This is a genomic window from Streptomyces sp. NPDC015220, from assembly GCF_043079345.1.
Taxonomy (GTDB): Bacteria; Actinomycetota; Actinomycetes; order Streptomycetales; family Streptomycetaceae; genus Streptomyces.
Window position 1 is genome coordinate 207,098 of record NZ_JBIBUK010000012.1, and the last position, 16,508, is coordinate 223,605.

Below are 16,508 nucleotides of genomic sequence, written 5' to 3' on the forward strand. Positions count from 1 at the left end.
CCCGACAGCACCCGCCGCGCTCACCGCCCGCGTGTTCGAGGCGCGGCACCGCTGTGCCGGAGGCGCCACATCCACTCCCCCCACGATCCGCTCCCGGGTCCGGGCCGGCGTCTGCGCCGCCGCGAGCCGGTGAGCGGTGCGCAGACGCCCGCGCGCAGTCCCCGCCACGCTCCGCCGCACCCCCTGATCACCCATTTCCTGAGAGGCCACCTCCGTGTCTGCCGCAAGACCGCTCGCCGCCCTGCGCACCATCGCCGTCACAGCAGCACTCCCCGTCCTGCTGACCGCCTGCGGGTACGGTTCCGACTCCTCCGACGACGGGAAGAAGCCCGCGGTCGCGGCGGGCGCCGAGAAGCTCTCCACCGACGAGGTGAAGATCGGCTACTTCCCCAACCTCACGCACGCCACCGCTCTCGTGGGCGTCCAGGAGGGCCTGTTCCAGAAGGAGCTCGGCGGCACCGCGATCAAGCCCTACACCTTCAACGCCGGCCCCTCCGAGATCGAGGCGCTCAACGCCGGGTCCATCGACATCGGCTGGATCGGCCCCTCCCCCTCCATCAACGGCTACACCAAGTCCGACGGCAAGAACCTGCGGATCATCGGCGGTTCCGCCTCCGGCGGCGTGAAGCTGGTCGTGAACCCGAAGAAGATCGCGTCCCTGAAGGACGTCAAGGGCAAGCGGATCGCCACGCCGCAGCTCGGCAACACCCAGGACGTCGCGTTCCTCAACTGGATCGCCGGCCAGGGCTGGAAGGTCGACGCCCAGAGCGGCAAGGGCGACGTCTCCGTCGTCCGCACCGACAACAAGATCACTCCGGACGCCTACAGGTCCGGCTCCATCGACGGCGCCTGGGTGCCCGAGCCGACCGCGTCCAAGCTGGTCGCCGAGGGCGCGAAGGTACTGCTCGACGAGTCGGCGCTGTGGCCCGACAAGAAGTTCGTGATCACGAACATCATCGTGTCGCAGAAGTTCCTCAAGGCGCACCCGGACGTCGTGGAGGCCGTGCTGCGCGGCTCGGTGAAGACCAACGAGTGGATCAACGCCAACCCGGAGAAGGCCAAGGCGTCCGCCAACACCGCGCTGAAGGAGCTGTCGGGCAAGGCGCTGCCCGCGGACGTCATCGACCCGGCCTGGAAGTCCATCACCTTCCTCGACGACCCCCTGGCCTCCACCCTCAGCACCGAGGCGGAGCACGCGGTGACGGCCGGCCTCCTGGACAAGCCCGACCTGAAGGGCATCTACGACCTCACGCTGCTCGACCGGGTCCTGGCGGCCGAGGGCAAGGACAAGGTCGACGACGCCGGTCTCGGCACCGAGTAACGGCGGCCGGAGCGACGTGTTCCCGGGAGGCGACGGCCATGGTCACGACACCGGCCGAGTCCGTCACCCTCCTGGGAGCCTCCGGCCGCGGCGACCACGCCCGTGACCCGCGGGGGCTCCCGCGCGCCGGGTCCTCGCCCCGTCCCGGCCCCGGCCTGTGGGATCCGGTCGCGTCAGGTCTCCCCTCGCGTCACCCGCGTGTTCACCGAGTCGACCGCGCGCCGTGACCAGTCCGACTCGCCGCGGCAGCCGAGTTCGTCGAGGACCAGGCGGTGGAGCCGGCCCCACACCCGGGCCTTGGCCCACTCGGTGAAGCGCCGGTGGGCCGTGGCTCCCGAGGGCCCGAACGACGCGGCCGGCAGTTGCCGCCAGCTACAGCCCGAGGTGGCCACGAACACGATCGCGGCCAGCACCTCCCGATCGCCGTGGCGCCGTCGGCCACCGCCCTGCGGTCGCGTCGGCGCCGGCGGCACCACCCGCTGGAACAGTTCCCACAGCTCGTCCGGCACCATCCGTTCGACGATGCCCGCCACCGCCTCCGGTCCGGGCGCGCCCCGGCCCGAGCCGACGGCGCCGTGCCGCCCGGCGAGTTCACGTGTCCCGGTGCGCGGGGACGGCCGGAAGCGCTGGACACGAGCCGCCCTGGGCCGGCGGAGGACAGGAGAGTCCGAGGGGGTCTGCGCTGGGGGCACTGTGGCAGTGTCCTTTCCTTGTCCGGTCCCACTGGTGCTGGACGTCCCGGCCCCGCCTCAGATGCGCAGGAGGACCGTCTCGGGGGATTCGACGAGGCCGCACAGGGCGGTGAGGAAGGCGGCGGCCTCCGCGCCGTCGCACACCCGGTGGTCGAACGCGCAGGTGAGCCTGGCGGTGGGCCGTACGACGAGCGTGTCGCTCCCCACGACGTGCGGGCGGGGCCGGATCGAACCCACGCCGAGGATCGCCGCCTGGGGGTGATTGATGACCGGCACCCCTTCCTCGACCCCCAGCGCGCCGAAGTTGGAGACGGTGAAGGTGGACCCCGTCAGCTCTCCGGGACCGAGTGTGCCCTCGCGGGCCCCGGCGGCCAGCCGCGCCGTCTCCTCGGCCAGCCGCACGGTGGACAGCTCCTGGGCGTCGCGGACCACCGGCACGACCAGGCCACGCGGGGTGGCGGTGCCGATGCCCAGGTGCACCGCGTCGTACGTGCGCACCGCCGGGCCCTCCTCGACGAAGGAGGCGTTGAGCCGCGGGTGATCGCGCAGCGTCAGCGTCAGCAGCCGCAGCAGGAGTGAGAAGGGCGTGGGCGTGGCCCCCTCCGCTGCCAACTCCGCCCGCAACCGGTCGCGCAGGGACAGCAGACGGGAGAAGTCGGCGGTGACGGAGCAGTGCGCGTCCGGGATCTCCCGGCGGGCCGTCGTCATCCGCTCGGCCGTCCGCGCCCGTACGCCGCGGACCGGAAGGACGTGTGCGGCCGGCTCCGTCCCGGGTTCCTCGGCGGGCCCCGTGGCGAGGGAGGCCGCGGCCGCGTGGACGTCCGCGCGCGTGATGGTCCCCTCGGGTCCCGAGCCGCTGCCGAGCGAGACCAGGTCCACGCCGAGCGCACGGGCGAGCTGCCGCACGGGCGGCTTGGCGCGGGGGCGTCCGGTGTCCGTCGGGACGGTCTGCGGTCGCCGGGGAGCGGGGCGCCGTCGGACGGTGCGCCGGCCGGTCTCCGTGCCCCGGTGCGTGCCGTATCCGACGAGTACCGGCTCCCCCTCCGCTCCGTCGGTGCCGTCCTCGCGGCCGGTCCCACGGGCCGGCGCGGTGTCGATGAGGGTCAGGAGTGTGCCAACCGGCAGGGTCTCTCCCGGCTCCCCGCGCCGTTCCAGCACGACCCCGGCGAACGGGGAGGGGATCTCCACCTCGGCCTTGGCCGTTTCCAGGGAACACAGTGGCTGGTTGACCGTGACCGGGTCGCCCGGCGCCACCAGCCACTCGACGACGGTCGCCTCGATCAGCCCCTCACCCAGGTCGGGTACGAGGAATTCCCGGACCGCGTCGTCAGTCATGGGCGTACCCGAAGGACCGGTCGATGGTGTCGAGCAGCCTGTCCACACCCGGAAGCCATGCCTTCTCCCATCGCGCGGGCGGATACGGCGTGTCGAATCCCGTGGCCCGCAGCACAGGGGCCTCCAGGTCCCAGAACAACTCCTCCTGCACCCTGGCCGCGATCTCCGCCCCGAGCCCCAGGGTGCGCGGTCCCTCGTGCAGCACGACGCAGCGTCCGGTACGGGACACCGACTCGGCGACGGTGGGGAAGTCGAGGGGCGCCAGCGAACGCAGGTCCACCACCTCCAGCTCCCACCCGTGCTCGCTCCGGGCGGTCTCCGCGGCTTCGAGGGCGGTGCCGACGGTGGCGCCGTAGGCGACGACCGTCACGTCCGTCCCGGTCCGGCGGACCATCGCCCGTGCCAGGTCCGCCGGTGATTCCCCGGCGGCCTGGTCACCGCTCTCCCAGTACCGCCGCTTGGGCTCCAGGAAGAGCACCGGGTCGTCGCAGTCGATGGCCTGGCGCAGCAGCGCGTGGGCGTCGGCCGCCGTGCCGGGTGTCACCACCCGCAACCCGGCGGTGTGGGCCCAGTAGGTCTCGGTGGACTCCGAGTGGTGCTCGACCGCGCCGATACCGCCGAAGGACGGGATGCGCAGCGTCACCGGGACCGCAAGCTGCCCCCTGGTGCGGTTGCGGTACTTGGCCAGGTGACTGACGATCTGGTCCAGAGCGGGGTAGGCGAATCCGTCGAACTGGATTTCGGGCACCGGCCGGAGCCCACGCATCGCCATGCCCAGTGCCACTCCCACGATCGCCGACTCGGCCAGCGGTGTGTCGAAGCAGCGCTGCGGCCCGAACCGCTCGGCGAGGCCCTCCGTCACCCGGAAGACTCCGCCGTGGCGTGCCACGTCCTGGCCGAAGACGAGGACCCGCTCGTCCTCGGCCATGGCCTCGCGCAGCGCCGTGTTGATCGCTTCCACCATGGTCGCCGCCACTGATCACTCCTCCCGGGCCAGCTCGGCGAGGAGCAGGCCGGACTGCTCCAGCAGATCCTTCGTCGGCTCCTTGAGCACGTGCGCGAACAGCTCCGCCGGCGGGACGTCCGGTGCGTCGAACACGCTGTCGCGCAGCTCGGCGCACATCCGCGCGGCCCGCGCCCGCGCGCGGTCCTCGACCTCCGTGTGCCAGACGCCCAGATGGGTCAGGTACCGGCGGTAGCGTGGCAGGGGGTCGAGCCGCTCCCAACGGTCCACCTCGTCCTGCGAGCGGTACCGGGTCGGGTCGTCCGAGGTGGTGTGCGGGGCGAGCCGGTAGGTGACCGCCTCGACGAGGGTCGGGCCGCCGCCCTCCCTGGCCCGGCGGGCGGCCTGTTCGGTCACCGCCCGGCAGGCGAGGACGTCGTTGCCGTCGACCCGCACCCCCGGCATGCCGTAGCCCACGGCCTTGTGCGCCAGGGACGGGGCCCGCGTCTGCCGCGACAGGGGCACGGAGATCGCCCACTGGTTGTTCTGGATGTAGAACACGCACGGCGCGGAGTTGACGGCGGCGAAGTTCAGCGCTTCGTGCACGTCTCCCTCGCTCGTCGCCCCGTCACCGATGAACGCGACGGTCACCGAGTCCTCCCCGAGCCGGGACGCCGCCATCGCGGCGCCGACCGCGTGCAGGGCGTGCGTGCCGATGGGGATGGACATCGGCGCGCAGGCGTGCTCGGCGAAGCCCCAGCCACCGTGCCAGGTGCCGCGCCAGGCCGAGCCGACCGCGGCGGCCGGAACACCGCGCATCAGGAACAGCCCGAGTTCCCGGTACTGCGGGAAGAGCCAGTCGTCGGAGCGCAGGGCGGCCGCGCAGCCCACCTGTGCCGCCTCCTGGCCCCGGCACGAGGGATACAGCGCCAACTGCCCCTGCCGCTGGAGGTTGACGAACTCCGCGTCCACGGCCCGGGTGAGGACCATCCACTCGTACAGGCCGGTCAGTTCCTCCAGTGACAGTCCTACGTCGAACGGCGGGTCCTCCACCGGCAGGCCCTCGGGGGTGCTGAGGGCCACCGGCTCCGGATCGAGTGCGGTCGGTACTGCCTGCATGAAGGTCCTCCTTGCGCGATCACGACGGCCGGTGGGAGACGGCTCTCAGACCCCTGCGGCCGCCCCCGCACGCGGCCTGATCACGGCGGGAAGTCCGCGGATGCCTTTGAGCGCCGGCGAGGGGAACGGCTCCACCTCCTTCGCCGGGACGGCGAGTTCGGCGTCGACACGACTGAAGAAGGCCGACAGTGCGATGCGCGCCTCCAGCCGGGCCGGCGGAGCGCCCACGCGGAAGTGCGGTCCGTGGCCGAAGGGCAGGTGGCGGGTGCCGCGGGCCGGCCGCCGACGGTGCCAGCGCGTGGTCATCCCAGCGGGGGCCAGGTGAGGACCGCCTCGTTCGGGCCGGTGAGCTTGGACATGGGCGCGAACCGGAAGTAGAGGTCGCGCGCCAGGGCGGGAAAGAGGCCCTCCAGCTGCTCGGTCCCGCTCAGCGCACGGGCCGCGGCGACCAGCCCCTCCGTCCGCGGCCTGCGCTCGTCCTCGTAGCCGCGCAGCGCCGCGACCGGGTCCGCTGTCGCGCGCAGGTGCTGGGCGAGGACGACGGCGTCCTCGATGGCCAGCGCCGCCCCCTGGCCCAGACTCACGAGCATCGGGTGGGCGGCGTCGCCGAGCAGGGTCGTGCGTCCGGTGCCCCACCGCTGGAGGAACGGGCGGTCCTGGGCGGTGATGCGGACGATCGATTCCTCGGGGGTGGTACGGATCGCCTCCCGCACCTCGTCGGCCCAGCCCGCGAAGAGGCCCGCGAGCCCTTCCTTGCCGCGCCGCAGGTGTCCGGAGGCGCCCGGGGGCACGTTCTTCGTCGCCCACCAGTAGGCGCGGCCACGGCCGATGTCAGCGAGACCGAAGCGCTGCCCACGCCCCCAGTAGTGCGCTGCGTAGCCCTTGCTCATCCGCGGGTGCGTGAAGGGCACCGTGGCCAGCCAGCACGCGTAGTCGCCGGGCCGCGGTTCGTCGGCGCCCGCCACCTGCCTGCGAATCGCCGAGTTGAAGCCGTCCGCCCCGATCAGGAAGTCGCCCGAGGCGGTCCTGCCGTCCTCGAAGGTGACCTCGACCCCGTCCTCGCCGCTGATGAACTGAGCTGCCGTGGCCCCGAATTCGATGACGCTCTCGTCTCCGAGGGCGTCCAGCAGCGTCTGCTGGAGGTCGGCCCTGTGGACGGCGTAGTTCGAGGCGCCCAGCCGGGCCGAGACCTCACGGAACGGAAGGGCCCTGATCGGCCGGCCGCGCCGGGTGAGGAACTTCAGCTCGTCGAAGACCTCACCGCGCTTGTCCAGACCCGGGGCGATGTCGATGTCCAGGCTGCGCAACGCCAGGATCGCGTTGCACATCAAGGAGACCGCCGTGGTCCCCGGGCGCAGCTCGGGAGCCCGTTCGTAGATCCGGACCTCGACACCGACCCGGCGCAGCGTGGCCGCGGCAGCCAGCCCGCCGATCCCGGCCCCGATGACGAGGGCCTTGCGTGTGGAGTGCCGCGTCATTTCCCACTCCTGTCGTCGGGCCGCCGGTCGAGGCGGCCGGCCATCGCTTCTGCGATTCTCAGGGCGACCACGTTCACGTGCGGCTCCTCCATGAGGACCAAGTGGTCACCGGGAACGTCCACCACCCGGAGCCGGCCGGTGGTCAGGGCTCCCCAGCCGTTGGTGGGGTCCTCGTGCAGGCTCCGCGCCGCTCCGTGCATCGGACGGAGGACCTCCGGCAGTTCCGAGGCGGCGCGCAGCAGTACCAGGTCCTCGTCGCCCGTCTCGGGCCGGTAGGACAGGATCGCCTCCCAGTGCGCCCGGAACATCCTGAACAGGCGCCGCACGGTGGTGCGTGAGCTGCCGGCCGGCAGGACGCCGGCCCGCGTGGCGTGTTCGACGATGAAGCCGAACTTCGCCTCCTCCTCCAGCCCGTCCGGCAGCGAGACCACCGGCTCACTCCCGCCGCGCTCCGTCCACAGCAGCTCCCAGAAGAACCACTCCAGCAGCGAGTGGTCGGCGACATCGGGCCGCTGTCCCTGCTCGACGAAGATCGGATCGATCAGCACGGTGCCCCGGAGGGCGTCCGGATCGGCGCGCCGCAGCCGACGCGCCATCTCGAAGGCGATGAAGCCGCCGAACGACCAGCCGCCGATGACGTACGGGCCTTCCGGGCACACCCGGCGCATCGCCTCCAGATAGCTGTCGGCCAGCTCGGGGACGGAGTTGAGCGGTTCGGTGCCGGGGACGGTCCCGGCGGCCTGCAGCGCGTAGACGGGCTGGTCCTCGGGCAGGTGGCGGGCGAGACGCACGTAGCACAGCACGTGGCCGCCGAGCGGATGGACCAGGAACAGCGGCGGCTTGTCGCCCTGGGTGCGGATCGGGACGACGGGGTCGAACTCCGCCGCCGGGTCCCCGGCCCGCAGCAGTTCCGCGAGCCCGGAGACGGTCGGCGCCGCGACGAACGCGGAGAGCGGGACGCTGACGCCGTACCGCTTCTCGATCGTCATCACCAGCCGCATCGCGGTCAGCGAGGTACCGCCGATGTCGAAGAAGTTGTCGCGCACCCCGAGCGAGGGCAGCTCCAGCAGTTCCGCCAGGATGCCCACCAGCGCCTTCTCGTGCTCGTCGGCCGGCGGGGCGGCGTCCGCCGCCGGCGCGGCGAGCGGCATGCGGCGCAGCAGGGCGTCGTCCCGCTTGCCGCTGGGTGTCAGGGGCAGGCGCGGCAGCCACTCCAGGTGGGAGGGCATCATGTAGTCCGGCAGCGCCGTGCGCAGGCGGGCCCGCACCTCGTCCAGGTCCACGGCCGCCGGGTCGCCGACGAGGAACGCCGCGAGGAACGCGTCGGCGCCTTCCCGCCGCCGGGCCACCACCGCGGCCTCGCGGATGCCGGGCTGCTCCTCGGCGAGTTTGGCGATCGCGATCTCCACCTCGGCGAGCTCGACCCGGAAACCGCGCACCTTCACCTGGGAGTCGGCCCGGCCGAGCCATACGAGGTTCCCGTCGGGCATGACCCGGGCCAGGTCTCCGGTGCGGTAGAGGCGGGCGCCCGGCTCCCCGGAGGGATGCGGTACGAAGCGCTGCTCGGTGAGGTCGGGCCGGTTGCGGTAGCCGTGGGCCAGGCACACCCCGCCGATGTAGACCTCTCCCTTGGCGCCGGGCGGCACCGGGCGCATCAGCCCGTCGAGCAGGTGAATCTCGATCCCGTCGATCGGGGTGCCGATGGGCGGCAGGTCGGGGAAGCCGGCCGGGTCGCCGGTCATCGTGTGGTGGGTCAGCAGGTGGGTCTCGGTCGGTCCGTACTGGTTCTCCAGCACGGTGCCCGGCAGCGCGGCGCAGAAGCGCCGGATCTCGTCGGTGATCCGCAGTTGCTCGCCGGAGGAGATGACCACCCGCAGCGCGCGGGGCCGCACGCCCAGCGCCTGGGAGGTCTCCGCGAGCTGCTGGAGCGCGACGCACGGCATGAAGACCCGCTCCACCGCCTCGCGGTCCAGGAGGCGCAGCAGCGCCGGCATGTCGCGCCGCTCCTCCTCGGCGAGCAACTGGAGGGTGCCGCCGCCGCACAGCGTGGAGTAGATCTCCTGGAACGCCACGTCGAAGCTCAACGGCGCGAACTGGAGGGTCTTGCCGCCCGCCGCGCCGCTGGCGGAGGGGATCTGCCAGCGCATGTAGTTGGCGAGCACCCGGTGCGGGAGCTCGACGCCCTTGGGCTCGCCGCTGGACCCGGAGGTGAACAGCAGGTAGGCGACGGTCTCGCCGGTGATCTCCGGCAGTCGCGGGCCGCCGCCGGGTTCCGGTTCGGCGGCGAGCAGGTCGTCCACGTACAGCAGCCGGGAGGCGTCCTCGAAGAGGTGCGCGTGCGTGTCGTGCGTGATGATCCGCAACGGGTCGGCCTGGGCGACCATCGCGGCGAGCCTGGCCGGCGGATAGCTGACGTCGAGCGGGACACAGGTGGCGCCGGCCTTGCCGACCCCGAGCACGGTGGCCAGCGTCTCCGGCGAACGGTCCATGGCGATGCCGACGGTCGAGCCGGGCCGGGCCCCGGCGCCGATCAGGCCGCGGGCTATCCGGTCGGCGGCCTCGTCGAGCCGTGCGTACGTCCACTGCCGCGGTCCCAAGGAGACGGCCACCGCGTCCGGGGTGCGCGCGACGTGCTCCTCGATCCGCCGGATGACGTTCTCGGGCGTGTCCCCGTCGGCGCCGGGGGCGGAGCCGGCCCGCAGTGCGGCCTCGGCCCGCGGATCGCACAGGAAGGAGAAGTCCACGTCGGCGTCGGGGTGTTCGGTCATCCGCTCCAGGACGGCGAGATAGGTACGGCCGATGCTCCGCGCCTGTGACCGGGAGAAGGTGCGTCCGTCGCAGTCCATGCGCAGCCAGAGGCGTTCGTCCACCGGGTCGACCACCGCGTTGACCAGGAGTTTGAAGTTCGTCTCCTCCCAAGTCCTGAAGTCGCTCAGCACCATGTCGGTGTCCTCGAGGAGCGAGGTGAGGACGTGCAGGTGGACGTAGTTGAAGGCGGTCTCGAAGATGACGTCCCCGCCGCGGTCCTCCTGGATCGCGCTGAGCGGGTAGTGCCGGTGGGGGTGGCTGTCCCGTTCCTGCCGGTAGACCTCGCGCGCCGAGTCCAGCCAGGTGCGCCGCTGGGTGTCGAGGCGCAGCGGCAGCGTCTCGAGGAAGAGCCCGGTGATCCGTTCGGCGCCGGCCTCCTCGGGCCGTCCGCCGGTGACCAGGCCGGTGGTGACGTCCGGCGTGTCGGAGAGCAGCCGCAGGGTCAGGCAGTGCGCCGCGAGCAGCAGGGACTTGACCGGCAGGCCGTGGGTGCGCGCCAGCAGGCGCACCTTGGCGCCGAGGCCGTCCGGCAGTTCCACGTGGTGGACGACGAGTCCTTCGTCGCCCGCGGGCTCGTACGGCCGGAACCCGTCGATCTGGACCAGTTCGGCGCCGGTGAGCAGCCGTTGCCAGTAGCGCCTGGTGGTCTCGGAGGCGAGGGCCCGCCGTTCCTCGCGCACGTAGAGGGCGGGCGACGGGAGTCGTCCGGCGGGGACGGCGGGGACGGGCCGCCCGGCGTTGTGCAGGAAGTCCTGGAGCAGTTCGCGGACCAGGGTGGCCACGCTCCAGCCGTCCAGGATCGCGTGGTGGAAACTGAACACCAGCTCCACGGAGGTGTTCAGGACGTGCGCGCGGAACAGGTACAGCGGCGGGCGGTCCAGCCGGTACTCGTGGTAGCGCCGCTCCTCGACGTGCCGGTCGATCTCGGCCTGCGCCTCCTCCTCGCCGAGGTCGCGCAGATCCGCGATCTCCAGTCCGCCGTGGGCCTCGTGGTGGACGAGTTGCAGGGGTTCGGAGTAGCCGCCCAGGTCGAACGCGGAGCGCAGGACCGGGTGGCGCCGGACCAGGCTGTCGAAGGCGCGGCGCAGCGCTTCCTCGTTCCAGACCGTCTTGAGGGAGTAGCGGAAGACGTCGTGGTAGACGGCCGTCCTCTCGTGTTCCCGGCTGTGGTAGAGCAGGCCGAGGTGCAGCCGTGTCGCCGGGTAGGCGTCCGCCAGGCCGGTCAGCCGCGCGCGGTCGACTCCGGACACCAGCGCGAACGGCTCCAGCGGGGTGTCCTGCCCGTCCGGCGAGGAGGTGGTCGCGACCGCGGCGAGCGCCGCCACGGTGGGGTTGCGGACCATGTCGGCCAGGGTGAAGTGGACGCCCGCGCGCCGTGCCTCGGCCTGGATCCGGAGCATCAGGATCGAGTCGCCGCCGAGGGAGTAGTAGTCCTGGTCGACGCCGATCGCGTCGGTCTCGAGGACGGCCGACCAGGCGGCCGCGATCTTCGCCTCGATCTCGTTGGCCGGCGCCGCGGTCCTGGCGTCCGCCTCCACGGTGGGAGCCGGCAGCCGCCGTCGGTCGGCCTTGCCGTTCGCGGTGAGCGGGATCCGGTCGATCCGCACGAAGAACGCCGGGATCATGAACTCCGGCAGCGACTGAAGGAGCCGGGCGCGGAGGTCCGCGAGCCGCACTTCCTCGTCCGCGACGTAGTAGCCCACCAGATGGGTGCCGCGGGCCGGCGTGTGCCGGTCCACGACGATCGCGTCCCGGACGCCCGGGAAGGCGGTCAGACGGTCGCGCACCTCGCCGAGCTCCACCCGGTTCCCGCGGATCTTGACCTGGTCGTCCAGGCGGCCCAGGTATTCGAGGGTGCCGTCGGCGAGCCATCGCGCCCGGTCACCGGTCCGGTACATCCGATCGCCGGGGGTGAACGGGTCGGCCACGAACACCGCCGAGTCCAGCTCGGGCCGGTCCAGGTAGCCGCGTGCCACGCCCACTCCGGCGACGCACAGTTCGCCGGGCACTCCGGTGGGCTGGAGGTCGCCGTGCGCCCCGACCACGTAGATGCGGATGTTGTCGATCGGCCGTCCGATCGGTACCCGCCGTACCTCCTCGGCCGCGTCGCCCGGACAGTCGTGGTACGTGACGTCGACCGTGGCCTCGGTCGGGCCGTAGAGGTTGACCAGCCGCGGCGCCGCGGCGCCGGCCGCGGCGAAGACGCCGTTGAACCTGTTCACCTGGGCGGGCGTCAGGGCCTCACCGCTGCAGAACACCAGACGCAGGGAGGCGATGTCGTCCACCAGCGCCGGAGTCTCCTCCAGCAGGTCGAGGAAGGGCCCGAGCATCGAGGGCACGAAGTGCGCCACGCTCACCCGGTGCGCCCCGACCGTCGCGAGGATGGCCCCGGGATCCCGCTCGCCCCCCGGCGGGAGCAGCGCGAGCCCGGCGCCGGTGATCGCCCACCAGAACAGCTCCCACACCGAGACGTCGAAGGTGACCGGCGTCTTGTGGAGCAGGACGTCCCCGCCGTCGACCGGGTAGCCGCGCTGCATCCACTCCAGCCGGTTCACCACGGAACGGTGCTCGACCTGGACGCCCTTGGGCCGTCCGGTGGATCCCGAGGTGTAGATGACATAGGCGAGGTCACGCGGGCCGCCGGCGGGTGCGGGGGGCGCGGGAGCGGCGCGTGGGGTGGCGTCCAGACGCCGTACCGGCACCGCGTCACCCACCAGGGAAGCGGACACCGTGGTGCCGAGCAGCACGGACTTCGCCCCGCTGTCGGCCAGCAGGAACCCGACCCGTTCCGCGGGATGGCTCGGGTCGACCGGTACGTACGCCGCGCCTGCCTTGAGCACCCCGAGGACGGCCGCGACCAGTTGCGGGCCGCGCTCGGCCACCACGGCCACCCGGTCGCCGGCCTCCACGCCGTCGCCGCGCAACCGGTGCGCGACGTGGTTCGCCCACGCGTCCAGCCGTGCGAAGGTGAGCGTCTGGGCGGGATCGTCCGCGACGAGGGCCGGCCGGTCGGGCGTCCTGGCCGCCTGCCGCTCGAAGAGCGCGTGGACGGTGGTGTCCTCGGAGTAGTCGGTCACCGGGCCGCTGCCCGCCGCGATCAGGGCGGCGCGTTCGGCGTCGCCGATCATGGGGATCTCCGACAGCGGGCGGTCCGCACGGGCGAGGGCGCCCTCGATGATCGCCTTGAGGTGGGTGGCCACCGACTCGATGGGGAAGTCCGCGTCGAAGACGTCGAGGGCGTAGTCCATGTCGACCAGGACGTCGCTGACGTCGTCCAGCTCGTTGACGACGACCGCCAGTACGTCGTCGTCGTGGGCGCGGGCCTGCACGACGGTCTCGTACTCCACGCCCTGGACGTCGAGCGGGCTGGGCCAGCGCAGGTAGGCGATGGTGGTGTCGAACAGCCGCTTGGGGCCGCTGTCCTGGAGCGGCACCGAGCGCAGCAGGTCTCCCAGGGAGAAGCGCTCGTGGGGTTTGAGGGCCCGGGTCGCGGCCTGCACCCCGGCGACCAGTTCGCCCATCGTGCGGTTCTGGCCGGGAGCCACCCGCAGCGGCAGGGTGTTGGCGAAGTGGCCGACGGTCTGCTTCTGGCCCGCGGTGGGCCGGTTCAGCAGCGGCACGCCGAGGACGACCTCGTCGCTGCCGTGGATCCGGGAGAGGTAGACGGCGAAGGCGCCGGCGACGAACGCGAAGACCGAACTGCCGCGTTCACGTATGCGTTCGATGAGAGCGCGCTCGATCAGGAAGCTGTGACGGGCGCTTCGCCGGGAACCGGCCGGCGCGGCGCGGCGGAAGAAGGCCGGTGCGACGCCCTCCATCCGCTCCTGGAAGTACTCACGGTCCCGCCGGTGGTCCTCCGAGCCCCGGTAGCCGCGCTCGTCCTCGACGAAGTCCAGGTACGACGGAGCGGGCCGGTCCTCGGACCGACCGGTCCGCCGCACCTGGTCGTACTCGGCGCGGACCTGGGACATGAACAGGTTCAGGCCCCAGGCGTCGGCGACGATGTGATGCACCTTGACGTAGGTGTGGACGACGTCCGCGCGCTCCCTGAGGACCGCGATCTTGAACAGCCGGCGGCGCTCCACCTCGAACGGGACGTCGAACTCGTCCTTGATCCACGCCTCACAGGCCGCACGTGGCGCGGCGGACCCGGAAAGGTCGATCGTCGGGATGTCGAACGCCTCGTGCTCGGCCCACTGGCGCGGCGTTCCGTCCTCCGGGTCGATCCGGAGCCGGAACGCGTCGTTGCGGTCGGCCGCACGGCGCAGACAGTCCTTGAGCAGGTCGACGTCGACCTCGCCGGTGAACCGGTCGGTGATGAAGCAGTTGAACTGCGGGAGATCCGGGAAGAGGGAGTTCGCCGCCCAGATGTCCTGCTGATAGGCCGTGAGAGAGGTGCGCCCCCGGAGATTCACGATCGCTCCATTTTCCTCGGCTGTCTGCCTTCGATGCCTGAGCTGTGCGACTGCCTCAGCGGGCATTCTCCGCGGCGATCGTGCTGCCGTGGTACCAGGGGTTTCCGGCCGCCTCCGAAATGAGGTTGCGCGACTTCGTCTCCCGCGCCCTGCCGAGGTCGAGGGTCACGTACTGCACGAATTCCAGCGCGGTGAAGTACTGGCGCATGAAGGTCGGCTGGTCGAGCTCGATCTCGGTCACCGTGACGTTCGCGTTCTGCGGGATCGGCGCGGTCAGCAACGACACCAGGTTCTGGCGCTTGGCCCGGGTGTAGTCGTCCTCCTCCGGGCCGGAGAACACGAGAACGCTGTGCCTGCGCTCGGGATCGGTGAGCGTGGCCACCTCGCTGTGGCAGAACTCGTGGAAGTAGTTCCGCGTCGCCGGCACCATGGCGATCTCGTTGAAGTGCATCTTGGCGAGCTTCAGCAGGCTCTCGTGCCACTTGGGCGACCCGAGCATGATGATGTTGGCGTTCTCGCTGCGGGCGGCGGTGTCGGCGGCCAGCTCGCGCAGGGCCGGTGTGAAGTCGGTCTCCAGGGTCTCGGCCAGGGCCCGGACCTCCGGACCGTGGTCCGTGTCGAGGAGCCCGAGCTTCCAGAACATGTCGACCAGGATCGAGAAGTACTGGCCGACGTGGAAGAGCGGGTACTCGCGGTCCGGCTTGCTCAGTGTCCAGCGCGCGATGGACACCCCCGTCTCCTCGCCCAGCTCGCCGAGCCGGCCGCCGGAGGTGAGCAGCAGCACCCGGTCGTGCATCGGGCGCAGTGAGTGGAAGGCCCGGATCGGCTCGTTGGAGTGGCCGCTGTACGAACTGAGGATGATGAGCGTCCGGTCGTCCTCGATCACCGAGCGCGGGATCAGGTACTCGAAGTCGTAGTCGTTGAAGACATGTACTTCGAGGTCGCTCCGGATCGAGTTGAAGAAGACTTTGATCACGTCCGACACAATGGCTGAGCAGCCCATTCCACTGAACACGATGCGCGTGAACCGACCGTCCCGCATCTGTTTCACGAGATCGTCCGAGATCCCGGAGACGTCGTACTCGTCCGACTTCGTGAAACCGGAGCGGTACTCCTGCTCCAGGAATTCCTGGTAGCGCTCAAGGCGTGATCGCATGGTCGTTTCTCTCCCCCTCGATGACTGATGATTGCAGCGGGTGATGATCCGCGCTCCTCAGGAGGCCGCCGGGTCCCTCACCACATGAACTGGCCGCCGTCCACGATCAGCTTCTGGCCCGTGATGTAGGCGGCGCCCTCGCCCACCAGGAATTCCAATGCGTCCGCCATCTCGTCGGTGGCGCCGATCCTGCGCTGCGGGATCTCGTCCAGCAGCGCGTTCATGTGTTCCGGCTCGGCCACGCGGTAACGGGTCCGCATCTCCTCCGTGTCGATCATCCCCGGGATGAGGCAGTTCACCCGGATGCTCGGCGCGAGTTCCATGGCCAGACACTTGGTCAGGTGGAGCAGGCCCGCTTTGCTCGAACAGTAGTTGGCGCCGTTGAGCCGGGGGCGGATCGCCGTGGTCGCTCCGATGTTGACGATGGAGCCGCCGCCGGCCTCCACCATGTGCGGGGCGAACGCCCGGGACAGGTAGAAGGGACCCGACAGATTGGTGTCCAGCACCCGGCGCCAGTCCGAGTCGGAGATCTCCAGCACCGGCCGGTCGATGTTCAGCCCGGCGTTGTTGACCAGTACCTGCGGGATTCCGTGCCCGGTGCGCACCAGCTCGGCGAACCGTGCCACTTCGTCGGGGTCCGACACATCCGACCGGACGACCGCCAGGCCCTTCTCCATTTCTCGCAGGGCTTGGTTCGCGGAGGCCTCGTCGCTGTGAAACGTAGCGACCACCCGGTATCCCATCCGAATGAGTCTGCGGCTGAACGCGAGCCCGATCCCCTTGGTCCCGCCGGTGACGACAGCCAGCATGTCAGGTGATTCCACTCGAGCTCCCATTGCGTCGAAGACACCTTCCTGACGAGCTTCTCGGTCGACCGCCGCCGCGCCGAGTCGCTCCGTGCGGGCCGCTTCGGGCGAGCGGCCTGTCCGACCCCGCCTCCCGGGGAACGAGTGCGCGGCGCGGCCGGCCCCGGCGTGGTCGGCGCCGGGCGGGCGACCGGAGAGGAGCGGGCCCCGTTCCGGCATCGGCGGGGCATGCCGCGCGGGGCCCGGGGCCGTCGTGCGGAGCGGGAGACCGCCGGCCGTCGGCCGCCGGGACGGCCACCCGCCGCTTCGAGACCCCCGAGCCGGGCCGCCCGGGCGCGGACGGGCGCCGGCCCGGGCGCGGCCCCCGGCGGCCCTCCTGGCAGCGGCGTCAGCGGCCGGCCGCCCGATCCGTCGCACACCGCCCCGGGTGGATCG

At 71.7% G+C, this 16,508-nt stretch carries 9 protein-coding genes and 1 pseudogene; 1 reads left to right on the forward strand and 9 read right to left on the reverse strand.

What is annotated here, in order from left to right; genetic code table 11:
- Positions 1 to 214 precede the first annotated feature (214 nt).
- Positions 215 to 1,321 (forward strand): aliphatic sulfonate ABC transporter substrate-binding protein, encoded by a 1,107-nt coding sequence (locus ACF061_RS23750; protein ID WP_392268952.1) that lies wholly within the window; start codon positions 215 to 217, stop codon positions 1,319 to 1,321.
- A gap of 99 nt (positions 1,322 to 1,420) precedes the next feature.
- On the opposite strand, the pseudogene ACF061_RS23755 reads toward ACF061_RS23750, so the two are convergent.
- The 9 genes and pseudogenes from ACF061_RS23755 to ACF061_RS23795 all read right to left on the reverse strand — a co-directional run.
- Positions 1,421 to 1,833 (reverse strand): annotated as a pseudogene (locus tag ACF061_RS23755) (transposase); the annotation flags it as partial.
- 237 nt (positions 1,834 to 2,070) lie between these two features.
- On the reverse strand, positions 2,071 to 3,348 hold the full coding sequence (locus ACF061_RS23760) for a dihydrolipoamide acetyltransferase family protein (protein WP_392268953.1): 1,278 nt from the start codon (positions 3,346 to 3,348) through the stop codon (positions 2,071 to 2,073).
- Positions 3,341 to 4,324: an alpha-ketoacid dehydrogenase subunit beta gene (locus ACF061_RS23765; RefSeq protein ID WP_392268954.1), complete on the reverse strand. Its 984-nt coding sequence runs from the start codon at positions 4,322 to 4,324 to the stop codon at positions 3,341 to 3,343. The genes ACF061_RS23760 and ACF061_RS23765 overlap by 8 nt, the downstream gene beginning before the upstream one ends.
- A gap of 3 nt (positions 4,325 to 4,327) precedes the next feature.
- Positions 4,328 to 5,410, reverse strand: coding sequence for a pyruvate dehydrogenase (acetyl-transferring) E1 component subunit alpha (pdhA, locus tag ACF061_RS23770; RefSeq protein WP_392268955.1), 1,083 nt, complete (start codon positions 5,408 to 5,410; stop codon positions 4,328 to 4,330).
- Positions 5,411 to 5,455: 45 nt separating this feature from the next.
- Entirely contained in the window at positions 5,456 to 5,716 is a 261-nt protein-coding gene (locus ACF061_RS23775) for a hypothetical protein (RefSeq protein WP_392268956.1), read from the reverse strand.
- On the reverse strand, positions 5,713 to 6,888 hold the full coding sequence (locus tag ACF061_RS23780) for an FAD-dependent monooxygenase (protein ID WP_392268957.1): 1,176 nt from the start codon (positions 6,886 to 6,888) through the stop codon (positions 5,713 to 5,715). Before ACF061_RS23780 ends, ACF061_RS23775 begins: the two co-directional genes overlap by 4 nt.
- On the reverse strand, positions 6,885 to 14,111 hold the full coding sequence (locus ACF061_RS23785) for an amino acid adenylation domain-containing protein (RefSeq protein ID WP_392268958.1): 7,227 nt from the start codon (positions 14,109 to 14,111) through the stop codon (positions 6,885 to 6,887). The genes ACF061_RS23780 and ACF061_RS23785 overlap by 4 nt, the downstream gene beginning before the upstream one ends.
- Positions 14,112 to 14,166: 55 nt before the next feature.
- The gene (locus ACF061_RS23790) at positions 14,167 to 15,267 is read right to left on the reverse strand and encodes an SIS domain-containing protein (RefSeq protein WP_392268959.1); all 1,101 of its coding nucleotides are present in this window, start codon (positions 15,265 to 15,267) and stop codon (positions 14,167 to 14,169) included.
- Between the two features lie 77 nt (positions 15,268 to 15,344).
- On the reverse strand, positions 15,345 to 16,076 hold the full coding sequence (locus ACF061_RS23795) for an SDR family NAD(P)-dependent oxidoreductase (RefSeq protein ID WP_392268960.1): 732 nt from the start codon (positions 16,074 to 16,076) through the stop codon (positions 15,345 to 15,347).
- Positions 16,077 to 16,508 lie beyond the last annotated feature (432 nt).

What these genes read in the sequence shown, in the direction of transcription:
- ACF061_RS23790 (WP_392268959.1), bottom strand. Translation starts at nt 15,267, where the DNA reads ATGCGATCACGCCTTGAGCGCTACCAGGAATTCCTGGAGCAGGAGTAC.
- ACF061_RS23775 (WP_392268956.1), bottom strand. Translation starts at nt 5,716, where the DNA reads ATGACCACGCGCTGGCACCGTCGGCGGCCGGCCCGCGGCACCCGCCAC.
- ACF061_RS23780 (WP_392268957.1), bottom strand. Translation starts at nt 6,888, where the DNA reads ATGACGCGGCACTCCACACGCAAGGCCCTCGTCATCGGGGCCGGGATC.
- ACF061_RS23760 (WP_392268953.1), bottom strand. Translation starts at nt 3,348, where the DNA reads ATGACTGACGACGCGGTCCGGGAATTCCTCGTACCCGACCTGGGTGAG.
- pdhA (WP_392268955.1), bottom strand. Translation starts at nt 5,410, where the DNA reads ATGCAGGCAGTACCGACCGCACTCGATCCGGAGCCGGTGGCCCTCAGC.
- ACF061_RS23795 (WP_392268960.1), bottom strand. Translation starts at nt 16,076, where the DNA reads ATGCTGGCTGTCGTCACCGGCGGGACCAAGGGGATCGGGCTCGCGTTC.